Here is a 21,107-nt window from a genome sequence, read left to right as displayed (position 1 = left end):
GCCCACAAACGAAGATTCAAACGGAGCCTCTTTATTCAGCGTTCAACACGATGGGTTGGCCGTGTGGCGTGCGCTCGGCCGCGTCGACCCAAGCGTGTTCCAGCTCGTGGATTTCGTCGGGTGTGCCCAGTTGGCGATCGATCACCAGCTGCTCCAGCGCATTGAGCCAGTGTGTGTAGTACAGGCTGCCGTCGTCGGCTTCGCCGCGGGTTTGGCCCGCGCGGATTTCGCGGGTCAGGGCCTCGGCCCACTGGGGCCACGAAAAGACGCCTTTTTCGTGCAGCTGCAAGGTCATGGCAAAGGCGTGGGCCTGCCAGGGTTCTTCAAACACGGCCCCGTTGTTGGCCGTGGGGGGCATGGGGAAACCGACGCCACAGGCTTGGGCCAGGTCATTCAAGGTGGTCATGCGGGCAGGGCTTCCAAATAAGACTCCCAGGCGTCCACACTCACTTGGTGCCCGGCTTCAGCTTGTGGGCCCCACAGCTCGGTGCCGTCAAACACCACGGTGTAGAGGTGCTCGGCGGTGCCGTCAAAAGGCGGCAGCATTTTGTTGACATGCTGGTCGGGCAGCACATGGCTGCCGTGGTGCAGCACCACGGTGCCCACATGGCCACGCACATAACGCGGCAGCCGGGTGTGGCCTTGGGGGTTGATGTTCAGGGCCCGCACGCGCTGGCCCACGGCAAAGCGGGGGGCTTGGGTGCTGGGGCGGTCTGCCGGGCTGCCTTTGGCCAGCGCCGCGTCCACCTGGGCGGCTTGGAGCACCCGCACGCCCGCCACGGGGGGTGTGATGGCTTGGCCTTGAGCCAGTTCTTCGGCGGTGATCAGGCCGCGCTCGATGAGCATGTTTTGCAGCGCTTTGGTCCAGATGGCGTAGTAAGGGCCTTGCACGTAGTCGAGTGGGGGCAAAGATTCGCGGGCCGAGCGGGCCAGGTCGATGTTCCACAGGCCGCTGGCGCCCATGGCCACCGTCACGCCCAAAGCGCGGCGCTCCCATTCGCCATGAAACAGCGGCTCGTTGGCCTCGATTTGCACCCGGCCGTAGCCTTGTTGGCCGCCCATGTCGTGCACGCCGTTCATGCGGCCACCTGTGGATTCAAGGGCAGTCCGGTGCCGATCATGGCGTCGCGGGTGACCAGTTGGGCCAGTTGTTCCTCGCTCCAGCCTTCGGTGCCCGCGGGGCGCTCGGGCAGCACCAGGTAGCGCACCTCGGCGGTGGAGTCCCACACGCGAATGTTTTGGCCCGGTGGCAGGGTGACGCCAAAGTCGGCCAGCACGGCACGCGGCTCGATCACGGCGCGAGACCGGTAAGCAGCACTTTTGTACCAAACCGGGGGCAGGCCCAGCACGGGCCAGGGGTAGCAGCTGCACAGGGTGCAGACCACCATGTTGTGCGTCTCGGGGGTGTTGGGCACGGCCACCATGTGCTCGCCTTGGCGACCGGTGTAATCCATCGAGGCAATGGCGGCCGTGGCGTCTTGGAGCAACCAGTCTCTGAAAGCCGGGTCGGCCCAGGCGCGGGCCACCACTTTGGCGCCGTTGTGCGGCCCCACATGCACCTCGTAGGTCTCGATGATGCGGTCCACGGCGGCGGGGTCCAGGTAGCCTTTTTGCGTCAGCAGGGTTTCCAGGGCCCGCACCCGCAGGTCCATTTCGCCCAGAGTGCTGTGCGCATGGTCGTGCGCATGGTCATGAGGGTGCGCGTGGGGGTGGCCGGTTTCGGCTGACATGGCGGTCTCCTGTGGGGCAGCGGGGCTTTCAGAGTTGATCATAGCGCCGCATACAATGGCGGCTTCGCCCGCAGGACGCCCAAGCGTCACCCGCACAACCCGAATTTGACTTTCAGTGGAGTTCTCATGTTCATTTCTTCTGCTTTTGCCCAAACCGCCCCTGCTGCTGCCGCTGGTGGCGACATGCAATCCACCCTGATGAGCATGCTGCCGCTGCTGCTGATGTTTGTGGTGCTGTATTTCGTCATGATCCGCCCCCAGATGAAAAAGCAAAAAGAGCACCGCGCCATGATCGACGCGCTGGCCAAGGGCGACGAAGTCGTGACCGCCGGTGGTTTTCTGGGCAAAGTCAGCAAGCTGGGCGACGCCTATGTGGGCATCGAGCTGGCCAACGGCGTGGAAGTGCAGATGCAGCGCAGCGCCGTGATTCAAGTTTTGCCCAAAGGCACGATGAAGTAATGCTTCCGGGCTGAGTCCTTGGGGCCTTGGCTCTAGTGGGTCCCCTCTTATATTCTGTACGCGAGTCGCTATGAACCGTTATCCGGTCTGGAAGTATGTGATCCTGGTGGTCGCATTGTTGCTGGGTGTGGTCTACACCCTTCCCAACTTCTTTGGTGAGGCCCCTGCGGTGCAGGTGTCTTCGGCCAAAGCCACCATCAAGGTGGACACCACCACGCTGCAGAAGGTCGAAGACGCCCTCAAGTCCGCCGGTGCCACGCCCCAAAGCGTGGTGCTGGAGGGCACTTCGGTCCGTGCCCGTTTCCAGACCACCGACCAGCAACTCAAGGCCAAGGATGCGATTCAGAAGGCCCTGATCCCGGACACGGCCGACCCCCAATTTGTGGTTGCGTTGAACTTGGTTTCGCGTTCGCCCGACTGGCTGACGGCTTTGCACGCTTCGCCCATGTATTTGGGCCTGGATTTGCGCGGAGGCGTGCACTTCATGCTGCAAGTCGACATGCAGGCGGCCTTGACCCAGCGGATCGAGTCCCTCACGGGCGACTTGCGCAGCATGATGCGCGAAAAAGACATTCGCCATGGCGGCATTGCCCGCAATGGCCAGAGCATCGAAATCCGTTTGCGTGACGCGCAGCAGCAAGACGTTGCCAAGCGCCTGATCACCGACCAGTTTGCCGATCTGCAGTCGCGCGAAGTGAACAATGGCCCCGACTTCAGCCTGGTGGTGAGCATCAAACCCGAAGCCGCACGCAAGGTGCAAGAGCAGGCTTTGAAGCAAAACATCACTACCTTGCACAACCGGATCAACGAGCTGGGCGTGGCCGAGCCGGTGATCCAGCAGCAGGGCCTGGACCGCATCGTGGTGCAGCTGCCCGGTGTGCAAGACACGGCCAAGGCCAAAGACATTTTGGGCCGCACCGCCACGCTGGAAGTGCGCATGGTCGACGAGAGCACCGAAGCGCGTGCTGCCGAGCAAGCTGGCGGCTTGGTGCCTTTTGGGACCGAGCGCTATCTGGAGCGCGATGGCCGCCCCTTGATTGTCAAAAAACAAGTGGTGCTCACGGGCGACAACCTGACCGATGCCCAGCCCGGCTTTGACAGCCAGACGCAAGAACCCGTGGTCAACCTGACGCTGGACGCCAAGGGCGCCCGCATCTTCAAGGATGTGACGCGCGACAACGTGGGCAAGCGCATGGCCATCATCTTGTTCGAAAAAGGCAAGGGCGAAGTGGTCACGGCCCCCGTGATCCGCGCCGAAATTGGTGGTGGTCGTGTGCAGATTTCTGGCCGCATGAGCACGATGGAAGCCAACGACACCGCCCTGCTGCTGCGTGCCGGCTCTTTGGCGGCCCCGATGGAGATCATCGAAGAGCGCACCATTGGGCCGAGCTTGGGTGCTGAGAACATTGCAAAAGGCTTCAACAGCGTGACCTGGGGTTTCCTGGTGATCGTGGCCTTCATGGTCATTTACTACGCCATGTTCGGTTTGTTCTCTGGCATCGCGCTGGGTGTGAACCTGTTGTTCCTGGTGGCCATCTTGTCCATGCTGCAAGCCACCCTGACGCTGCCGGGCATGGCCGCGATGGCGCTGGCACTGGGTATGGCGATCGACTCGAACGTGCTGATCAACGAGCGCGTGCGCGAAGAGCTGCGCAACGGGGTCAGCCCCCAAGCGGCCATCCACGCCGGTTACGACCGCGCTTGGGCCACGATTTTTGACTCCAACATCACCACCTTGATCGCCGGTGTGGCCTTGCTGGCCTTTGGCTCCGGCCCCGTGCGCGGCTTTGCCGTGGTGCACTGCATTGGTATCTTGACGAGCATGTTTTCGGCGGTGTTCTTCTCGCGTGGCTTGGTCAATCTTTGGTACGGTGGCAAAAAGAAACTCAAATCGGTATCGATCGGCACCGTCTGGCGCCCCGAGGCTGGCACTGCGGTGAAAGCCGACTAAGGGGAAAAGACCATGGAATTGTTCAAAATCAGAAAAGACATCCCCTTCATGCGCCATGCTTTGGTGCTGAACGCGGTGTCCTTTGTCACTTTCGCCCTGGCCGTGTTCTTCTTGTTCAGCCGTGGCCTGCACCTGTCGGTGGAGTTCACGGGTGGCACCTTGATGGAGGTGAGCTACAGCCAGCCCGCCGACCTACAAAAGGTGCGCGGCACAGTGGCCACACTCGGTTTTGGTGAAGTGCAGGTGCAAAACTTTGGTTCGGCTCGCGACGTGATGATCCGTTTGCCCGCACAAAAAGGCGTGAACTCGGCCCAGCAAAGCGAAAAGGTTTTGTCGGCCCTGAAAGCCAACGACCCCGACGTGACCTTGCGCCGCACCGAGTTCGTCGGCCCGCAAGTGGGGGATGAACTGGCCGAAGACGGCCTCAAGGCCCTGGCCTTTGTGGTGATTGGCATCATGATCTATCTGGCGATCCGCTTCGAGTGGAAGTTCGCGGTCTCGGCCATCATCGCCAACTTGCACGACGTGATCATCATCTTGGGCTTTTTTGCCTTCTTCCAGTGGGAGTTCTCACTCGCCGTGTTGGCCGCCGTGCTGGCGGTGCTGGGTTATTCGGTCAACGAATCGGTGGTGATTTTTGACCGGATTCGCGAGAACTTCCGCCGTTACCGCAAGATGAACACGGTCGAAGTGATTGACAACGCGATCACCTCCACCATCAGCCGCACCATCATCACCCACGGCTCGACCCAGATCATGGTGCTGTCCATGCTGCTGTTTGGCGGCGAGACCCTGCACTACTTCGCCATGGCGCTGACCATTGGCATTTGCTTTGGTATTTACTCGTCGGTGTTTGTGGCGGCTGCCATTGCCATGTGGCTGGGCATCCAGCGCGAAGACTTGATCAAGCCGATCAAGAAAGACAACGACCCGAACGACGAAAACTCGGGCGCTGTGGTCTAAAACGCTGCACACCCATCTCTTCATCGCCTCGCGGGCGGTGTCTTTTGAAGGGCCTCAACCCACGGTTGATGGCCCTTTTTTCATGTCCTGATCGCCAACGTGGGGAGCGTCTGGCCTGCTGCAAACGCCACGCCGTATTTTTATTTTGAAATAGGTAAACTTCATTCAATGAAACCGCATTTACCGTCCGTTTTTACCGGCTGGACTGACCCGATCACTCACCATGGGGTGCACAACATGGCTTGGCTGACGAGAGCTGTACAGCGAGCGGGGGCATCAACGTGAAAGTGTTGCTGGTTCATCAAAATTTCCCCGGTCAATTTCGTGGGCTGGCGCCGGCATTACAACAGGCTGGGCATGATGTGCGCGCCTTGTCGGTGCGCAAGGAGTCGGTGATTGCCGGGGTGCATCATGTCTCTTACCAACCCGAGCGCAGCAGTTCGCCGCAGATCCATCCTTGGCTGCTGAACACCGAAACTGCGGTCATTCGGGGGCAAGCCGCCGCCGAGATGGTCCAACGCCAGGCAGCGCAGGGCTGGACGCCGGATGTGGTGCTGGGCCACACTGGCTGGGGCGAGATGCTGTTCATGCGCCAAGTTTTGCCGCATGCCCGATTGCTGGGCTTCAACGAAATGTATTACCGCGATCAAGGCGGCGATGTGGGTTTTGATCCTGAGTTTCCGACCCCACCACTGTCGGCCCAACGCTTGCAGGTGCGCAACATGCATTTGGCCTCGAGTTTGCTGGCGTGTGATGTGGGCATCACCCCCACGCAATGGCAAGCCGATGGCTTTCCGTCGGCCTTGCGCGAACGTTTGCGCGTCATCCACGATGGCATCCGCACGGATTTGCTCACACCCGATCCGTCGGCTTGGGTGTCCTTGAACCGGGCGGGCTTGGTGCTGCGCCAAGGTGATGAGGTGGTGACCTTCGTCAACCGCAACTTGGAGCCCATGCGCGGTTACCACCAGTTCATGCGGGCCTTGCCCGACATCATGCGGCGCAGACCCCAAGCGCGGGTGGTGATTGTGGGGGGCGATGAGGTCAGCTATGGCGCCGCACCGCCGGGAAGCAAGAACTTCAAGCAGTTGTTTCTGGAGGAAGTCAAAGACCATTTGGACATGTCCAGGGTGCACTTTGTCAGCCGAGTGCCTTACAACACCTTGATGGCTTTGCTCAGGGTGTCATCAGCGCATGTGTATTTGACGGTGCCCTTCGTGTTGAGTTGGTCCCTGCTCGAAGCCATGAGCCTGGGGGCGCTGGTCATTGGCTCGGACACCGCGCCAGTACGTGAGGTCATCACCGATGGACAAAATGGTTTGCTGGTCGATTTTTTCAAACCGGCCCAGTTGGCCGATCGGGTGTGTGATGTGCTGGCCGATCGAGGGGCTTTTAAGCACATGCGGCAATTGGCACGGCAGACCATCATCGACCGGTACGATTTTCAGTCCGTCACTTGGCCCGCCTATCAAAAGCTTCTGACTGCTTGATCTGGTTCCGACTTCAAAACCAGTTGACCTTGTCTGCGGCTGACCTGCACGAGTCAATGGTGACTCCAGCCAGCTTTAGCATGCATTTGTTCAGGGCTGGAGGTCCAGCGGCACCTGCGCCTCAGCGGCTGCTTTGGCCCAGTGCCGATCTTCGGCCGCGCGTTCGGCGTAGCGGTTGAAGCGCCAAGAGTTGCCTTCCATGGTGATGCGGTGCCAGATGCTGCGCTTTTCACCGGGGCTCATCTCGATCCACAACTGCACCTCTTCGAAACTTCGCCCACAGCCTTTGCAGGTTTCGTCGCCTTGGCTGGTGGAACAAATGGCAATACAAGGCGTGTCGGGTGTGGTGGCGTACCAGTCCTGCCAGGCCTCGGCCGCAGCCAGAGGCAGGCTGAATTCGTCGGCCAAGTCTTGCTTGTAGTACACCATGAGCCCGTACACCTCGGCCAGCGCACGCAGCGGTGGTGTCAATGAAACGCCATCGGGTGAAGGGCTCTTGGCTCGCCAATGGTTGATGGCGGCTTCAATGTCGGTGATGTGGATTCCGGCCATGGTGTGTCTGGTGCAGGGAGGGCGATCATAGCCCCTGAATGCTGTTCACGAGACGTTGGTGAGCAACAGACTCAACGTTGAGAGGGAGATGGTTGAATCAGGGCCCGCAGCTTGGCCTGCACTTCGCGCAGGCGGGTGTCCACGATCGAGGCTTCGATGTGCTCACCCGCTTGCAATCGGCTGCGCTTGGCCAGGTCTTGCGCCGCCCGAAATCGATCCAGTGCGCCCTCCCAATCGAGTCGGGCCACCTGGGCCTCGGCTTCTGCCCTCAAACTCGCCAAGGCCTGCCCTTGCACGGCCAACAAGCTGGCCAAGAGGTTCCAGGCCTGGGCATCGTGGGGTGCAACAAACACCCGCTGGCGCAATTGCCGGGTGATCTCGGCCTGCATCGCATGGCCGGGCAAGCGCTGCACGGCTTGCGCAGCGGCCATGAGCTCTGGACGCGCCAAATCGGAGACCGCCCCGCTGGGCTGCAGGTGCTGCAGTGCGGCTTGAAATTTGTCTTGCTTCATGGCCACCTCGGCCGACAACAGGCGCAGCCAGCGCGCAACCGACAGCCCGGAGTTGGCATCCACGGCCTTGACCGCTGACGCGTTTGTGGGCACTGACTTGTTCGCTAACTCACGCAATTGCTGGAGGCTGCGCTCGGCAGCGGGCATATTTCTTTGCTGCAGATAAGCGAGGGTGCCCGCATAAAGCTTGCCCGCCCGTTGGGCTGGGCCATCCTGAGAGGAGGGTTGCTCGGCCTCCTGGGTCCAAGCCTTGAGCGCATCAGGGGTGTTTTGCGACAACACACGCGCACGCGCCGACATCAGGGCTTGGGCCATGTCGGTGGCGGGCACCGCACCGGGCGTGTTCAGCTGTTGGCGGGCCTGCATGTCGGCGATGCGCTCACTGGTCAGGGGGTGACTGCGCAAATAGGGAAAGGCACCGTTGTCGTTCAAACCCGCCGCCTGTTGCAACTTGCCGAACATGCCGACGAAGCCCCGAGGGTCATACCCGGCGTCGACCAAAATGCCGTAGCCCACGCGATCGGCTTCACGCTCCATGTCCCGCGAATAGCTCAGCTGGGACTGCAAAGCCGCAGCCTGCCCGCCCACGATCAGCGCCTGGGCGCTTTGCGGGCTTTTGCTCGCGGCCAAGGCGCCCAAAATCATGGCGCCCACCAGCCAGGGGGTCATGCGGCTTTGCTCGCTCATGCCGCGGGCAATGTGGCGTTGGCTGACGTGGCTCAATTCGTGCGCCAGCACCGAGGCCAATTCGTCGTGTGAACCCACCACCGAAATCAGCCCCAGATGCACACCCAGGTAGCCGCCAGGCAAGGCAAAGGCATTGACTGAGCGGTCGCGCCCCAGCAGGATGCGCCAGGCAAAACGCTCCTGCAACTCGGCCGACAACTCGCCCCGGGCCGCAGCTGCCCGCACCAAGGGGGCCCACAGCAGCTGGATGTACTCGTCGAGCACCGGGTCTTCGATGTAATCGGGGTCGCGGTAAAGTTCACGGGCGATGCGGTCGCCCAATTGACGTTCGGCGCTGAGCGAAATGCTCTCACCGTCGCCCAGCCCAGGCAAACCCGAGGGTTGCGCATGCGCAGGCGCACTGACCAGCGCGGCAAGCAGCAGACAAGAAATGAAGCGTTGGCGGTATTTGTGTTTCAAAGCTGACAGGGCCCTCTTGAAGCCTCGTATGATGCCCGTTTCTTGTGAATTTCTTGTAAACCCTTTGGATCGCGCAGCCATGAGCCAGAACCCCAGCCCACTGACCCACTTTGATGCCCAAGGGCAAGCCCACATGGTGGATGTGGGAGGCAAAGCCAGCACACGGCGCGTGGCGGTGGCCACCGGCCGCATCGAGATGCTGCCCGCCACCTTGGCCTTGATCAGTTCGGGCACCGCCAAAAAAGGTGATGTGCTGGGCATTGCCCGCATTGCGGGCATTCAAGGCGCCAAAAAAACCAGCGACCTCATCCCCTTGTGCCACCCGATTGGCTTGACCCGGGTGGCGGTTGATTTTGAGGTCCACAACGACAAATCATGCGTGGTGTGCACGGCAACAGCCGAAGTGAATGGCCAAACAGGCGTTGAAATGGAAGCCCTCACCGCCGTGCAAGTGGCCCTGCTCACCATTTACGACATGTGCAAAGCCGTGGACCGGGGCATGACCATCACCGATGTGAAGCTGCTGGAAAAACACGGCGGCAAATCGGGCAGTTTTGTCGCTGCCGCCTGATGTGAAGGACTGCTGACCCACCTCACACGCCAACACACCATGCCCCTCTTGCATCTGCCCACGGCTTATTTCATTGCTGGCATTTTGTACTTGGCCATGCCGCTTTTTGTTTGGGCGATTCTGCGTAACCAAAACGAACGCATCAACACCTTGTGGTGCCTAGGTGGTGTTTCCTTTGGCCTGAGCCTAGTCTTGCTGGGCATGCGGGGCAAAGTACCCGATGTGTTGACATATGGCATCGCCGTTTGGCTGCTGGTGGTGGGACCGCTGTTGCGAGCGGGAGCCCTGCGCATCCAACTGCAAAAACCGCTCTATTTGATGGGAATCTTAAGCCTGTCTTTCATGTTTTTTGCAGTGTATGCCCTGTTCGATTTGGTTTTGAACAACGACACTTTGCCCTTCATCTGGTCCAACTTGGGCGCTGGTGCAGCTGTCGGCTGGTTGGCTTTTGGGGCTCACAATGTTTACAGACTTGACCGCAGCATCAGTGCGCGCTGGATGTTCTTGGCTTACCTGACTTTATCGGTGCTGTTGGGGCTGCGCGTTCTCAGTCTCTTACTCGGTTCAGCCCAACCTCAAGCCATGGCCGCAGACCCTTTGTCTGTGATGTTGATCGTATGGGCCGTGGTCACTTCCATTGTGGGCAACGTCGGCTTTTTGGGCATATTCACTGAGCGGATGAACCGCAAAGCGCTTGAATTGGCCAAAGTGCAAGCCCGTCAAGAAGAGGCGGCACGCCTGATCGAGCAGGTCGCACAGCTCGACCGCCGCCGAAGTGTGGGCGAAATTGCGGCTTCTTTGGCACACGAGTTGAGCCAGCCCCTGACCAACATTTACCTGATCGCCGACCGGATGGAAATGTCGCTCCAGGAACGCCAAGACGAGTCACTGAACAAGTACTTTGAAGACCTCAACCGTAACACCCAAAAGGCAGGTGACATCTTGGGTCGCATCCGCAGCTTCATCCAATCCAGGGCCAAGGCATTGGAGCGGATTGAACTCAGCCAGGTGATCACCGATGCAAAAGCACTGATCCATAACTTGGCTCACAACGAATCGGTTGACATTCAAATCTCTTTGCATCCCCAAGAGCTTGCAGTCAGGGCCGACCCGGTTCAACTGTCCCAGATTTTCATGAATGTGCTGCGCAACGCCATACAGGCCACACAGGGCCAAGCCTCTAGGCAATTGCAGATCCGAGTCTGGCGCGAAGAGCAGATGGCGCACATCACCTTCACGGACAACGGGCCAGGCTTGTCTGCTGAAGTCTTGCGCCAAGTGGGCACCTCTTTTTTCTCCACCAAAAGCGAAGGATTGGGGGTAGGTTTATCCATTTCCAAATCGATTGCCCAGCAGCACGGGGGCAACCTGACCATTGGTAACAGCCCCTTGGGCGGTGCAGTGGTTGAATTGCAGCTGCCGGTGATGGACTGATCGCTGCTCGGACAGGTCGGGCAATCACACGCGTGCAGATCTCAATCCAAGGGCTCTTCATCCAGGCCATCGCCTTTCACCACCCGTCGCACCACTTCCGCGCTGAAGCCACGGGTCATCAAGAAACGCATGTGCTTGGCGCGTTCGTGCGGGTCTTGCGGGAGATCACTGAATTTTTTCTGCCAAACCGCCTGAGCCCGACTGAACTCGGTGTCTTTCAGGTTCTCAAGCGCCTCGGCCACAGCCTCGCCCGACAAGCCCTTGAGGGCGAGCTCTTGCTGGATACGGGCACTGCCGAGTTTGCCTGCGCGGCGGTTGACCAAGGAATCCACCGCCCGACCATCGTTGATGAAGTCCCTCGCCTGCAACTCGTCCAGAGCTTTGGCCAGCTCACCGGGCACTTCTTCGTGGGGGGCCAGCTTGCGCTCCAGCTCAGCGCGTGAGTGCTCACGCTGACTCAAAAGCCGCAGGGCGCGGCCTTTGAGTGAGGGCTGAAAACCAGGCTTGTTCAAGCTTGACCTCTGATCCATGGCTTTTTATTCGCCTTTGGGCTCGGCAATGGCCGATTCCAGCAAGCGGATGCCCAGCGATTCGCGCACCTTGTTCTCGATCTCGCGGGCCAAGGCGGGGTTCTCACGCAGGAACTCACGGGCGTTGTCACGGCCTTGGCCGATTTTCTCGCCCTGGTAGGCGTACCAAGCGCCCGACTTGTCGACGATCTTGGCGGTCACGCCCATGTCGATCACTTCACCTTCGCGGCTGATGCCCTCGCCAAACAAAATGTCGAACTCGGCCGTCTTGAAGGGCGGCGCGACTTTGTTCTTGACCACTTTGACCTTGGTCTCATTGCCGATCGCGTCGTCACCCTTCTTGATCGTGCCGGTGCGGCGAATGTCCAAACGCACAGACGCGTAGAACTTGAGTGCGTTGCCGCCGGTGGTGGTTTCGGGGCTGCCGAACATCACGCCGATCTTCATGCGGATCTGGTTGATGAAGATGACGGTGCAGTTGGTCTTTTTGATGGTGGCGGTCAGCTTGCGCAGGGCCTGGCTCATCAAACGGGCTTGCAGGCCGGGCAGGCTGTCGCCCATATCGCCTTCGATTTCGGCCTTGGGCGTGAGGGCTGCCACCGAGTCGATGACGACCAAATCCACCGCGCCAGAGCGCACCAAACTGTCCACGATTTCCAGGGCCTGCTCGCCGGTGTCGGGCTGGCTGACCAGCAACTCTTGCAGGTTCACACCCAGGTTTTGGGCGTATTGCACGTCCAGCGCATGCTCGGCGTCCACAAAAGCGCAGGTGCCGCCCAAGCGCTGCATTTCGGAGATGACTTGCAGCGTGAGGGTGGTTTTGCCGGAAGACTCAGGGCCGTAGATCTCGATCACGCGGCCACGGGGCAAACCGCCCACACCCAGCGCGATGTCCAGGCCCAAAGAGCCGGTGGACACGACCTGGATGTCGGCGATGGCTTCGCCTTCGCCCAGACGCATGATGGTGCCTTTGCCGAATTGTTTTTCAATCTGGGCCAGGGCGGCTTGCAGGGCTTTGGACTTTTCGCTGTTGTCGTCGCTCATGGGAATCTCCTTGAATATCAATGGGTTGGGGCACCGGGCTCAGCGCTGATGTGCTGTTTACTGGATGCGTGAACAGTACTGTAAACGACCTGTACAAACCTGTAAACGATATTTTTGGTCAGTTTGCCTTATCATTTGTCCATGACTGAAAACACCCTTCCAAGCATTTTGAGCAGCACATCCCTGCACGATGAGCGCTGGCGACAAACCCATTTGGGTCGCCTGCTGGGACACGCCATGCGGCGCTTTGACGAACGCGTGCTGCACCTGATGGCGGGCAACGAGGGGGTGCCGCTGGCCCTGGCCAATCTGGCTTCGCGCGACCAGGTCAGCGCCGCGCATGTGCACATCACCCGGCATCTGGCCCTGGAAGGTTCGCGCCTGACGGATTTAGCCAGAGCGGCGGGCATGAGCAAACAGGCCATGGGTGATCTGGTGGACCAGTGTGCCGCTTGGGGCCTGGTGCAGCGAGAAGCCGACCCGCTGGACGCACGCGCCCGGCGCGTGGTGTTCACGCCCGTGGGGCTGGCCTGGTTGCAGGCCTTCAAAGAGGCGGTGGCCCAGGCCGAGGCCGAGTTTCGCGAGGCGGTGGGCAATGATGTAGCGACCGTGGTGGCCTTGGGGCTGGATGCTTATGTGAACTGAGCTGTCTCGGGCTGCAGCCCCAAGATGCCCCCACACGGTCTGCAGCGTGTTGGGGCTGGCTTGAGCCACTAGAATCGAGTAAGGGCTTGAGCCCCTGCCCGCCGAGATGCCCCTAAAAACAACAGGAGACAGCCATGCGCATTCTGATTGCCGAAGATGACCAAGTGCTTGCCGATGGTTTGCTGCGCACCTTGCGCAGCGCGGGCGCCGCGGTGGACCATGTGGCCAGTGGCAGCGAGGCCGACGCGGCCTTGATGACCAACAACGAATTTGATTTGTTGATCCTGGACCTGGGTCTGCCCAAAATGCATGGTCTGGAAGTGCTCAAGCGCTTGCGCTCTCGGGGCTCCGTCTTGCCCGTCTTGATCCTCACCGCCGCAGACAGTGTGGAAGAGCGCGTCAAAGGCCTGGACTACGGCGCAGACGATTACATGGCCAAGCCCTTCAGCTTGCAAGAACTCGAAGCCCGTGTCCGCGCCCTCACCCGCCGCGGCATGGGCGGGGCCACCTCCCAAATCAAACACGGGCCCTTGGTGTACGACCAATCCGGGCGCGTGGCCACCATCGACGGCAAGATGGTCGAGTTGTCGGCCCGCGAGTTGGGCTTGCTCGAAGTGCTGCTGCAACGTGCGGGCCGCTTGGTCAGCAAGGACCAGTTGGTCGAGCGCCTGTGCGAATGGGGCGAAGAGGTGAGCAACAACGCGATCGAGGTGTACATCCACCGCCTGCGCAAAAAAATCGAAAAAGGCCCGATCCGCATCGCCACGGTGCGGGGCCTGGGTTATTGCCTCGAAAAAATCCCGGGCTAAGGGCACACACACGCCACACACACCGCATGCCGCCAAGCCTTTAAGCCATGAAATCCAAGGGCTGGAACCTGCGGGTCTTCAAACGCGAGCAACGCTCGCTGTTTGGCGAAATCCTCGACTGGATGCTGACGCCACTGCTGCTGCTGTGGCCGATCAGCCTGGCACTCACCTGGCTGGTGGCTCAGGGGCTGGCCAACAAGCCTTTTGACCGGGCGCTGGTCTACAACGTGCAGGCCTTGGCCCAACAGGTCAGATTGGGGCCCGACAAATTGGTGCAATTCAGTCTGCCGCAACCGGCCAGCGAACTGCTGCGTGCCGACGAAACCGACTTGGTGTATCACCAGGTGACCGGCAGCCTGGGCGAGCACTTGAGCGGCGACCGCGAGTTGCCCCTGCCCAAAGCCAACGAACCCAAAGGCGGCAGCTACGAAGTGCAGATCCGCGACGATGAAATGCGCGGGCTGGAAGTGCGGGTGGCCTACACCTGGATCCGCTTGGATGCCGAAGGCAAGCGCCCGGCCCTGGTGCAGGTGGCCGAGACGCGCGAAAAGCGCTCGGTGTTGGCGGCCGAGATCATCAAGGGGGTGATGCTGCCCCAGTTCGCCTTGTTGCCACTGGCCGTGCTTTTGGTGTGGCTGGCCTTGGTGCGTGGCATCAAACCCCTGTCACAACTTGAAGAGCGCATCCGCGAGCGCAAGCCCGATGACCTGAGCCCCTTGGACGACAAAGCGGTGCCCATGGAGGTGGCTCCTTTGGTGGTGTCGGTGAACGATTTGCTCGAGCGCCTGAAGGACTCCATCGTCACCCAAAAACGCTTTCTGGCCGATGCCGCGCACCAGCTCAAAACCCCTTTGGCCGGTTTGCGCATGCAGGCCGACCTGGCCCAGCGTTCAGGCTCCAGCGAAGAAGACCTGAAAAAATCCTTGCAACAAATTGGCCGCGCCAGTGTGCAAGCCACACACACCGTCAACCAGTTGCTGTCACTGGCCCGCGCCGAGGGCGGTGGTGCCCATTTGACCTTGCAGTCTTGCGACATGGTGAAGCTGGCCAGCGAGGTGCTGCAAGACAGCCTGCCGCACGCCATGGACAAGGGTCTGGACTTGGGGTACGAGGGGGTCGATGCAGGCACCCCGGGTGTGCAGGTGCAAGGTAACCCCACACTGCTCAAGGAAATGCTGCGCAACCTGGTGGAAAACGCGATTCATTACACGCCCAGCACGCCAGAGCGCCAAGGCGTGATCACGCTGCGGGCACTGGTCGACCCCTACAGCCGGGCCTTGGTGATCCAGGTGGAAGACAACGGCCCGGGCATTCCACTGCCCGAGCGAGAGCTGGTGTTTCAGCCCTTTTACCGGGCCCTGGGCACCAATGTGGACGGCTCTGGCCTGGGCCTGCCCATCGTCAAGGAAATCGCTGTGCAGCACGGCGCATCGGTCACCGTTGATGCCGCCCACCCGAGCCAGACACCGCCCGGGGCTTGCTTCACCTTGCGCTTTGGTGTGAACTGAAGCACACGACACGCGCCTTGATCGGCCCACAACCGGGGCACAGATCAGGCCCAGGTGCATCAGGCCCAGGTGCATCAGGCCCAGGTGCATCAGGCCCAGGTGCATTGGGCGCAGATGCATCGGGCGCAGGGGCTTTAGGCGGGAGCGCCCATGTTCAATTGCAGGCGCTCACGCGCGATCACACGGGCCACTGCAGGCTCGGCCGCGACTTTTTGCACAAAGTCCCACAAGGCGGGATGCGCTTCGGGCGGAATGCCCGCCAAGGTGCCCCAGCGGGTGAAGGTGAGGCAGTAAGCGTCAAGCGGGCCAAAGCGTTCGCCGCTCAGCCACGGCTGCCCTTGGGCCGCCGCGCGTTGCACCAGACCCTGCAACTCGCCCAGCATGCCGCGAAACAACTGCGTGTTGTAGGGCTTGAGGGCGGCCTGCACTTCGGGCTGGTCCGAAAACTTTTGCGGCATGAAGATGTGGGTGAAGGTCGGGTGCACCGTGTTGTTCATCCAGGCCAAGGTTGACAACGCCTGGGCGCGGGCCATGGGCTCGGAGGGCAAGAAGCCCATCTGGGGAAAGACGTGGTCCAGGTACAGCACGATGGCCACAATTTGGGTGATGGGCTGACCGTCATTGACCAGCACAGGCACCTGACCGCGCGGGTTGATGGCTTGGTAGTCGGCGCTGTTTTGCTCACCCTTGTGCAGCTTGACCATCGTGGGCTCGAACTCGGCCCCACTCATCTCCAGCAGAACGTGGGGCACAAAGGAGCAGGCGCCGGGGGCAAAGTAAAGTTTCAGACTCATGGGATTTCTCTGCAACGATCAAAATGATTAAGGTTTGGCCCGAGGAGCCACAGCCGCCGAAGAGGGCAACGCAGGGGCGGGGCTTGAGACATCGGGGGCGCTGGCAGCAGAGCGGGCGACAGCGCTGGTGTCACTGACCGCGGCCTCGGCGGTTGGTGCGGTCGTTGAGGCCGAGGGCGGCAAGACCTCGAACTTCAGGGCTTCGGGGTGCACTTGTTGCTTCAGCCGCTCGGGTTCACGCTGCAGATCGGGGCCATGGCCCCAGGGCGCAAAAGCGTCCCAGTGCCAAGCCAGCACAAGCGCATGGAGCACCAGCAAAAGTGCCAGCCAATATTTGAACATCTTGCAAGGTTCCGTCAGGTCAAGGGGCGTACGCTGATCTCGGCGCTGTGGATGTCCTGCACGCCAAGCTCGGTTTGCAATCGTAACGCACCCCCGGGGCCCACGCCCAACGCCACGCCTTGCTGGCCATCGCTGGTGTGCACCGCACGGCCTTGCAGCACATCACGCAAGGCGAAGCGGTTTTGCAATGGTGCAAAACCACTGGACTCAAAAGCCATCAGGGTCTGGATCAAGGGCCAAGCCACACGCACCAAAGCGTTGGGAGCTGTGAGCTCGGGCAGCAACTCGCTCAGGGCCGCTGGTGGCGTGTTCAGCCCGTCTGCGGCCCGGGGGCGGATATTCAGGCCCACCCCCACCACCACCTGGCTGCGCCCGCCCATGCTGGCCGCCTCGACCAGGATGCCGCCGAGTTTGCGGTCCTGAAACCACAAATCATTGGGCCACTTCAGGCCCACATCGGGGTGCAGGCTTTCGGCCAAGCTCAGGCCCACGGCCAGCGACAGGCCCGACCAGTCCTTGGGGGCCAAGGGCAAGCTGAGGGAAAAAGTGAGCGAGTCACCCGGCTGGCTTTGCCAGACCCGGCCCATGCGACCCCGGCCTGCGGTTTGGCGCTCGGCCACCAACAAGGTCGGCTCGTGCTGGCCTGCACGGGCCCGGCGCATGAGTTCGCTGTTGCTCGAATCGATCTCGGGCAGTACCTCGACGGTGAAGTTGGGCAACAGCGGGTAAACCTGTTCCCAGATGTTTTCAGCGGGCCAAAAAGGAGGGGCGGTCATCCAAGCGTTTGGGCGGCTCAGGCTTTCGAGGCCTTGGACGATGACCCGGACTTGGATTTGGAATTGGACTTCGGTTTGGTTTGGGCTTTTGATTTCTCAGCCGCTTTGGCCTTGGTTTTGGCTTTTTCCTTCGCCTTGACCTTCACCTGCGACGGGGTCTTGTCTTTGGTTTGGCCCTTGGCCTTTTTCTGACTGGGCGTTTTGGGCGTGTCCTTGCGATCTTTGGGCGACAGCAGCGTGCCTCTGCAATGGGCGCTGCCACACCAGCAAGGGTACTCGGCCTTGAGCTTCTTGGTGTAGGGCTCGTCGATGATCAAGCCGTAGTCGTAATTGAGCTCTTCACCCGCTTTGATGTTGCGCAGGGCTTTTATGAAAATGCGGTCGTTTTCTTCGTCGGCTTCGCAGTTGGGGCCACAGCTGTGGTTGATCCAGCGCGAGGAGTTGCCGCCGTACAAGGCATCGATCACCCGGTCTTCGTTCACATGAAAGTAAAAGGTGTGGTTCGGGTCGTTGGGGTCGTGCGGGTGGCGGTCTTGCGCCTCGTCCCAGCTGATGATCTCGCCCACGTACTCGATGATCGTTTCGCCTTCGGCGATGTCCTGCAGGGCAAACACGCCCTTGCCATGAACGCCAGAGCGGCGCACCTGGATGCGTTTGCCGGACGTGCTCGGGGCAGATCGGCGGGGGGTAGATTCAGGTGTTTTGGCCACGGCGTCAAAAAATTTGTTATGGTGAATTCATGTGGGCGTGCGTGTGAGCGCGTGCCCGGGCGCGTGCGCACACGCGAGACAACGGATTGTAATGACATGAAGACATTGGTAATTGCAGAGAAGCCTTCGGTGGCTCAAGACATCGTCAAGGCCTTGACCCCGGTGGCGGGCAAGTTCGAAAAACACGATGACCATTTCGAGAACGACCGCTACGTCGTGACCAGCGCCGTGGGTCACCTGGTGGAGATCCAGGCCCCCGAGCAATACGACGTGAAACGCGGCAAGTGGAGCTTTGCCAATTTGCCGGTGATCCCGCCGCACTTTGACTTGAAGCCGGTGGACAAAACCAAGAGCCGCTTGACGGCTGTGGTGCGCCAGGCCAAGCGCAAGGATGTGGACGCCCTGATCAACGCCTGTGACGCGGGCCGCGAGGGTGAGTTGATCTTCCGCCTGATCGAGCAGTACGCAGGCGGCACCAAGCCCCTGAACAAGCCGGTGCAGCGCCTGTGGCTGCAGTCGATGACACCCCAGGCCATTCGCGACGGCTTTGACAGCCTGCGCAGCAACACCCAGATGCAGGGCCTGGCCGACGCCGCCCGCAGCCGCTCCGAGGCCGATTGGCTGGTGGGCATCAACGGTACGCGTGCCATGACCGCCTTCAACTCGCGCGACGGTGGCTTCTTCTTGACCACGGTGGGTCGGGTGCAAACGCCCACACTGGCCGTGGTGGTGGAGCGCGAAGAGCAGATCCGCAAGTTCATCAGCCGCGACTATTGGGAAATCCACGCCGAGTTCGCGGCCGCCGCAGGCACGTATCCGGGCAAGTGGTTCGACCCCGCTTGGAAAAAGGACGAAGACGCTGAAAAGAAAGCCGACCGCAAATGGACTGCGGCCGAAGCGCAAGCCATCGTCGATGCGGTGCGTGGCCAAAAAGCCAGCGTGAGCGAAGAGGCCACACCCACCACCCAAGCCAGCCCCGGCTTGTTTGACCTGACGAGTTTGCAGCGCGAGGCCAACGGCAAATTCGGTTTCTCGGCCAAGACCACGCTGGCCTTGGCGCAAAGCCTGTACGAGCGCCACAAGGCCCTGACCTACCCACGTACCGATTCGCGCCACCTGCCCGAAGACTACGTGCCCGTGGCCAAGCAAACCTTTGAAATGCTGGCCGACAGCGGCATGCGCCACCTGGCCCCACATGCCCTCACCGCGCTGAACAACAACTACGTGCGCAAGATCCCGCGCGTGTTCGACAACAAAAAAGTGTCGGACCACTTCGCCATCATCCCCACACTGCAAGCGCCGAGCGGTTTGTCTGAGGCGGAACAAAAGTTGTATGACCTGGTGGTGCGCCGCTTCATGGCGGTGTTTTTCCCCAGCGCCGAATACCAAGTCACCACCCGCATCAGCGTGGCCGCAGGCCACAGCTTCAAGACCGTGGGCAAGGTCTTGGTCAAACCGGGCTGGCTCGCCATCTACGGCAAAGAAGCCGCCGCCGAAGTGGAAGACGCCAAAGACGGTGACAAGGGCCAGAACCTGGTGCCGGTGCAAGCGGGTGAACAGGTCGGTGTGGAGTCGGTCGAGGCCAAGGGCCTGAAGACCCGGCCCCCCGCCCGCTATTCAGAAGCGACGTTGCTGGGCGCCATGGAAGGCGCAGGCAAATTGGTGGACGACGACGAGCTGCGCGAAGCCATGCAGGAAAAAGGTCTGGGCACACCCGCCACGCGCGCAGCCATCATCGAAGGCCTGCTGAACGAAAAGTACATGCTGCGCGAAGGCCGCGAGATCATTCCCACGGCCAAGGCTTTCCAGCTCATGACGCTGCTGCGCGGCTTGCAGGTGGAAGAACTCTCGCGCCCCGAACTCACGGGCGAGTGGGAATACAAGCTCGCGCAAATGGAGCAAGGCAAATTGAGCCGTGCCACCTTCATGGCCGAGATCGCGGCCATGACCGAACACATCGTCAAGAAAGCCAAAGAGTACGACCGCGACACCGTGCCGGGCGACTACGCCACACTCAGCACACCCTGCCCCACTTGTGGTGGTGTGGTCAAAGAAAACTACCGCAGATACACCTGCACCGGGGCCGACGGCGCAAGCGACGGCTGCGGCTTCTCCTTTGGCAAATCGCCTGCGGGCCGCACGTTTGAGCAAGTGGAGGTTGAGCAGTTCATGCGCGACAAAAAGATTGGCCCATTGGAAGGCTTCCGCTCCAAGGCGGGTTGGCCCTTTGTGGCCGAGATGGCGCTCAAGTACAACGAAGAAGAAAAGAACTGGAAGCTCGAATTCGACTTTGGTGACGACAAGAAAAACGAAGAGAGCGGTGAAATCGTTGAGCTCACCGACGAGGCGCTGGGCGCTTGCCCCAAGTGCGGCAGCCCGGTGCACGAGCACGGCAGCAACTACGTGTGCAGCAAGGCCGTGCCCACAAACGAACAGCCCACACCCAGCTGCGATTTCAAAACCGGCAAACTCATCTTGCAGCAGCCCGTCGAGCGCGAGCAAATTGTGAAACTCTTGAACAGCGGCAAAACCGATGTGCTCGACAAGTTTGTCAGCAACCGCACGCGCCGCCCCTTCAAGGCCATGCTGGCCTGGAACCCTGAAGAGGGCAAGGTGACGTTCGAGTTTGAGCAGCGCGAAGGTGGCAAGAAGTACCCACCGCGCAAGACGGCAGCGACCAAGACGCCATTTGGCAAAGCGGCCGCCAAAAAGACCACGGCCAAAACTGCCTCAAAAACCGCCAAAGCCCCAGCCGCGAAAAAAGCCGCCAAGCCTGCTGCCGAGAAGGCGCCGCGCAAAGCCGCTGTGGGCACCCTCCAACCGAGCCCAGCCCTGATGGCCGTGATCGGTGACGGCACCTATGCCCGCACCGAGGTGGTGAAAAAAATCTGGGACTACATCAAGGCCAACAACTTGCAGGACCCGGCAGACAAGCGCTCCATCAAGGCCGATGGCAAGCTGCAAGCGGTGTTTGGCAAGGAAAGCGCCACCATGTTTGAGTTGGCCGGAATCATCGGCAAGCACCTGAGCTGAGTCTGCACAGGCCAACCTGAAAAATGCCACGCCAGTCGTGGCATTTTTTTTGGGGGATTGGCATCGATGCCACCCACGGTTTGGGCAGCGTTTCTGTGGGGGGTTTGC

21 protein-coding genes are annotated in these 21,107 nt (G+C 60.8%); 10 read left to right on the top strand and 11 right to left on the bottom strand.

Annotated elements, in window-relative coordinates; translation table 11 throughout:
• Nucleotides 1-31 precede the first annotated feature (31 nt).
• From L63ED372_RS01110 to nthA, 3 genes are read right to left on the bottom strand one after another with little or no spacing between them, the layout of a single operon-like run.
• Nucleotides 32-406, bottom strand: coding sequence for a nitrile hydratase accessory protein (locus L63ED372_RS01110; RefSeq protein WP_082431548.1), 375 nt, complete (start codon nucleotides 404-406; stop codon nucleotides 32-34).
• On the bottom strand, nucleotides 403-1,080 hold the full coding sequence (gene nthB / locus L63ED372_RS01105; RefSeq protein ID WP_062402118.1) for a nitrile hydratase subunit beta: 678 nt from the start codon (nucleotides 1,078-1,080) through the stop codon (nucleotides 403-405). The genes L63ED372_RS01110 and nthB overlap by 4 nt, the downstream gene beginning before the upstream one ends.
• Complete coding sequence (gene nthA / locus L63ED372_RS01100; protein WP_062407478.1) at nucleotides 1,077-1,730, bottom strand: nitrile hydratase subunit alpha; 654 nt, start codon at nucleotides 1,728-1,730, stop codon at nucleotides 1,077-1,079. Before nthA ends, nthB begins: the two co-directional genes overlap by 4 nt.
• Nucleotides 1,731-1,856: 126 nt before the next feature.
• Here nthA and yajC point away from each other — a divergent pair, with 126 nt between their 5' ends.
• The 4 genes from yajC (at nucleotide 1,857) to L63ED372_RS01080 (ending at nucleotide 6,593) form a co-directional block, all read left to right on the top strand.
• Nucleotides 1,857-2,189: a preprotein translocase subunit YajC gene (gene yajC / locus L63ED372_RS01095; protein ID WP_062402116.1), complete on the top strand. Its 333-nt coding sequence runs from the start codon at nucleotides 1,857-1,859 to the stop codon at nucleotides 2,187-2,189.
• Nucleotides 2,190-2,259: 70 nt separating this feature from the next.
• Nucleotides 2,260-4,140, top strand: a complete 1,881-nt coding sequence (secD, locus tag L63ED372_RS01090; protein ID WP_062402114.1) for a protein translocase subunit SecD — start codon at nucleotides 2,260-2,262, stop codon at nucleotides 4,138-4,140.
• A gap of 12 nt (nucleotides 4,141-4,152) precedes the next feature.
• Nucleotides 4,153-5,103 carry a protein translocase subunit SecF gene (gene secF, locus L63ED372_RS01085; RefSeq protein WP_062402111.1) on the top strand — a complete coding sequence of 317 codons (951 nt, stop codon included), beginning with the start codon at nucleotides 4,153-4,155 and terminating at the stop codon, nucleotides 5,101-5,103.
• A 362-nt stretch (nucleotides 5,104-5,465) separates the two neighbouring features.
• Nucleotides 5,466-6,593 carry a glycosyltransferase gene (locus L63ED372_RS01080; RefSeq protein WP_231624522.1) on the top strand — a complete coding sequence of 376 codons (1,128 nt, stop codon included), beginning with the start codon at nucleotides 5,466-5,468 and terminating at the stop codon, nucleotides 6,591-6,593.
• A gap of 90 nt (nucleotides 6,594-6,683) precedes the next feature.
• Here L63ED372_RS01080 and L63ED372_RS01075 read toward each other — a convergent pair whose 3' ends face one another.
• Together L63ED372_RS01075 and L63ED372_RS01070 are read right to left on the bottom strand one after the other, a co-directional pair.
• Nucleotides 6,684-7,145 (bottom strand): DUF3717 domain-containing protein, encoded by a 462-nt coding sequence (locus L63ED372_RS01075; protein ID WP_062402103.1) that lies wholly within the window; start codon nucleotides 7,143-7,145, stop codon nucleotides 6,684-6,686.
• Between the two features lie 71 nt (nucleotides 7,146-7,216).
• Nucleotides 7,217-8,803 (bottom strand): M48 family metalloprotease, encoded by a 1,587-nt coding sequence (locus L63ED372_RS01070; protein WP_231624521.1) that lies wholly within the window; start codon nucleotides 8,801-8,803, stop codon nucleotides 7,217-7,219.
• Nucleotides 8,804-8,882: 79 nt separating this feature from the next.
• Here L63ED372_RS01070 and moaC point away from each other — a divergent pair, with 79 nt between their 5' ends.
• On the top strand, nucleotides 8,883-9,374 hold the full coding sequence (gene moaC, locus L63ED372_RS01065; protein ID WP_062402098.1) for a cyclic pyranopterin monophosphate synthase MoaC: 492 nt from the start codon (nucleotides 8,883-8,885) through the stop codon (nucleotides 9,372-9,374).
• 39 nt (nucleotides 9,375-9,413) lie between these two features.
• Entirely contained in the window at nucleotides 9,414-10,808 is a 1,395-nt protein-coding gene (locus L63ED372_RS01060) for a sensor histidine kinase (protein WP_062402093.1), read from the top strand.
• Between the two features lie 41 nt (nucleotides 10,809-10,849).
• Here L63ED372_RS01060 and recX read toward each other — a convergent pair whose 3' ends face one another.
• Both recX and recA read right to left on the bottom strand, forming a co-directional pair.
• Entirely contained in the window at nucleotides 10,850-11,320 is a 471-nt protein-coding gene (recX, locus tag L63ED372_RS01055; RefSeq protein WP_231624520.1) for a recombination regulator RecX, read from the bottom strand.
• Nucleotides 11,321-11,344: 24 nt separating this feature from the next.
• Nucleotides 11,345-12,382 (bottom strand): recombinase RecA, encoded by a 1,038-nt coding sequence (gene recA / locus L63ED372_RS01050; protein WP_062402086.1) that lies wholly within the window; start codon nucleotides 12,380-12,382, stop codon nucleotides 11,345-11,347.
• Between the two features lie 141 nt (nucleotides 12,383-12,523).
• Here recA and L63ED372_RS01045 point away from each other — a divergent pair, with 141 nt between their 5' ends.
• From L63ED372_RS01045 to L63ED372_RS01035, 3 genes are all read left to right on the top strand, one after another.
• Nucleotides 12,524-13,027, top strand: coding sequence for a MarR family winged helix-turn-helix transcriptional regulator (locus L63ED372_RS01045; protein ID WP_062402083.1), 504 nt, complete (start codon nucleotides 12,524-12,526; stop codon nucleotides 13,025-13,027).
• A 134-nt stretch (nucleotides 13,028-13,161) separates the two neighbouring features.
• Nucleotides 13,162-13,836, top strand: coding sequence for a response regulator (locus L63ED372_RS01040; protein ID WP_062402081.1), 675 nt, complete (start codon nucleotides 13,162-13,164; stop codon nucleotides 13,834-13,836).
• Nucleotides 13,837-13,883: 47 nt separating this feature from the next.
• Nucleotides 13,884-15,344 (top strand): sensor histidine kinase, encoded by a 1,461-nt coding sequence (locus tag L63ED372_RS01035; protein WP_231624519.1) that lies wholly within the window; start codon nucleotides 13,884-13,886, stop codon nucleotides 15,342-15,344.
• Nucleotides 15,345-15,478: 134 nt separating this feature from the next.
• Here L63ED372_RS01035 and L63ED372_RS01030 read toward each other — a convergent pair whose 3' ends face one another.
• From L63ED372_RS01030 to L63ED372_RS01015, 4 genes are read right to left on the bottom strand one after another with little or no spacing between them, the layout of a single operon-like run.
• Nucleotides 15,479-16,138 carry a glutathione S-transferase family protein gene (locus L63ED372_RS01030; protein ID WP_062402078.1) on the bottom strand — a complete coding sequence of 220 codons (660 nt, stop codon included), beginning with the start codon at nucleotides 16,136-16,138 and terminating at the stop codon, nucleotides 15,479-15,481.
• 27 nt (nucleotides 16,139-16,165) lie between these two features.
• Nucleotides 16,166-16,480: a hypothetical protein gene (locus tag L63ED372_RS01025; protein ID WP_062402074.1), complete on the bottom strand. Its 315-nt coding sequence runs from the start codon at nucleotides 16,478-16,480 to the stop codon at nucleotides 16,166-16,168.
• 14 nt (nucleotides 16,481-16,494) lie between these two features.
• A complete protein-coding gene (locus L63ED372_RS01020) occupies nucleotides 16,495-17,256 on the bottom strand; it encodes a biotin--[acetyl-CoA-carboxylase] ligase (RefSeq protein ID WP_062402071.1) in 762 nt (253 codons plus the stop codon).
• Nucleotides 17,257-17,273: 17 nt separating this feature from the next.
• Nucleotides 17,274-17,966 (bottom strand): SET domain-containing protein, encoded by a 693-nt coding sequence (locus L63ED372_RS01015; protein ID WP_062402068.1) that lies wholly within the window; start codon nucleotides 17,964-17,966, stop codon nucleotides 17,274-17,276.
• Nucleotides 17,967-18,062: 96 nt separating this feature from the next.
• Between L63ED372_RS01015 and L63ED372_RS01010 the strand changes: the two genes are divergently transcribed.
• Nucleotides 18,063-20,999 (top strand): DNA topoisomerase III, encoded by a 2,937-nt coding sequence (locus L63ED372_RS01010; protein WP_062402065.1) that lies wholly within the window; start codon nucleotides 18,063-18,065, stop codon nucleotides 20,997-20,999.
• The last annotated feature ends 108 nt before the right edge of the window (nucleotides 21,000-21,107 follow it).

Source organism: Limnohabitans sp. 63ED37-2, assembly GCF_001412535.1.
Taxonomy (GTDB): Bacteria; Pseudomonadota; Gammaproteobacteria; order Burkholderiales; family Burkholderiaceae_C; genus Limnohabitans_A.
This window is presented reverse-complemented; position numbering and strand designations above follow the sequence as displayed.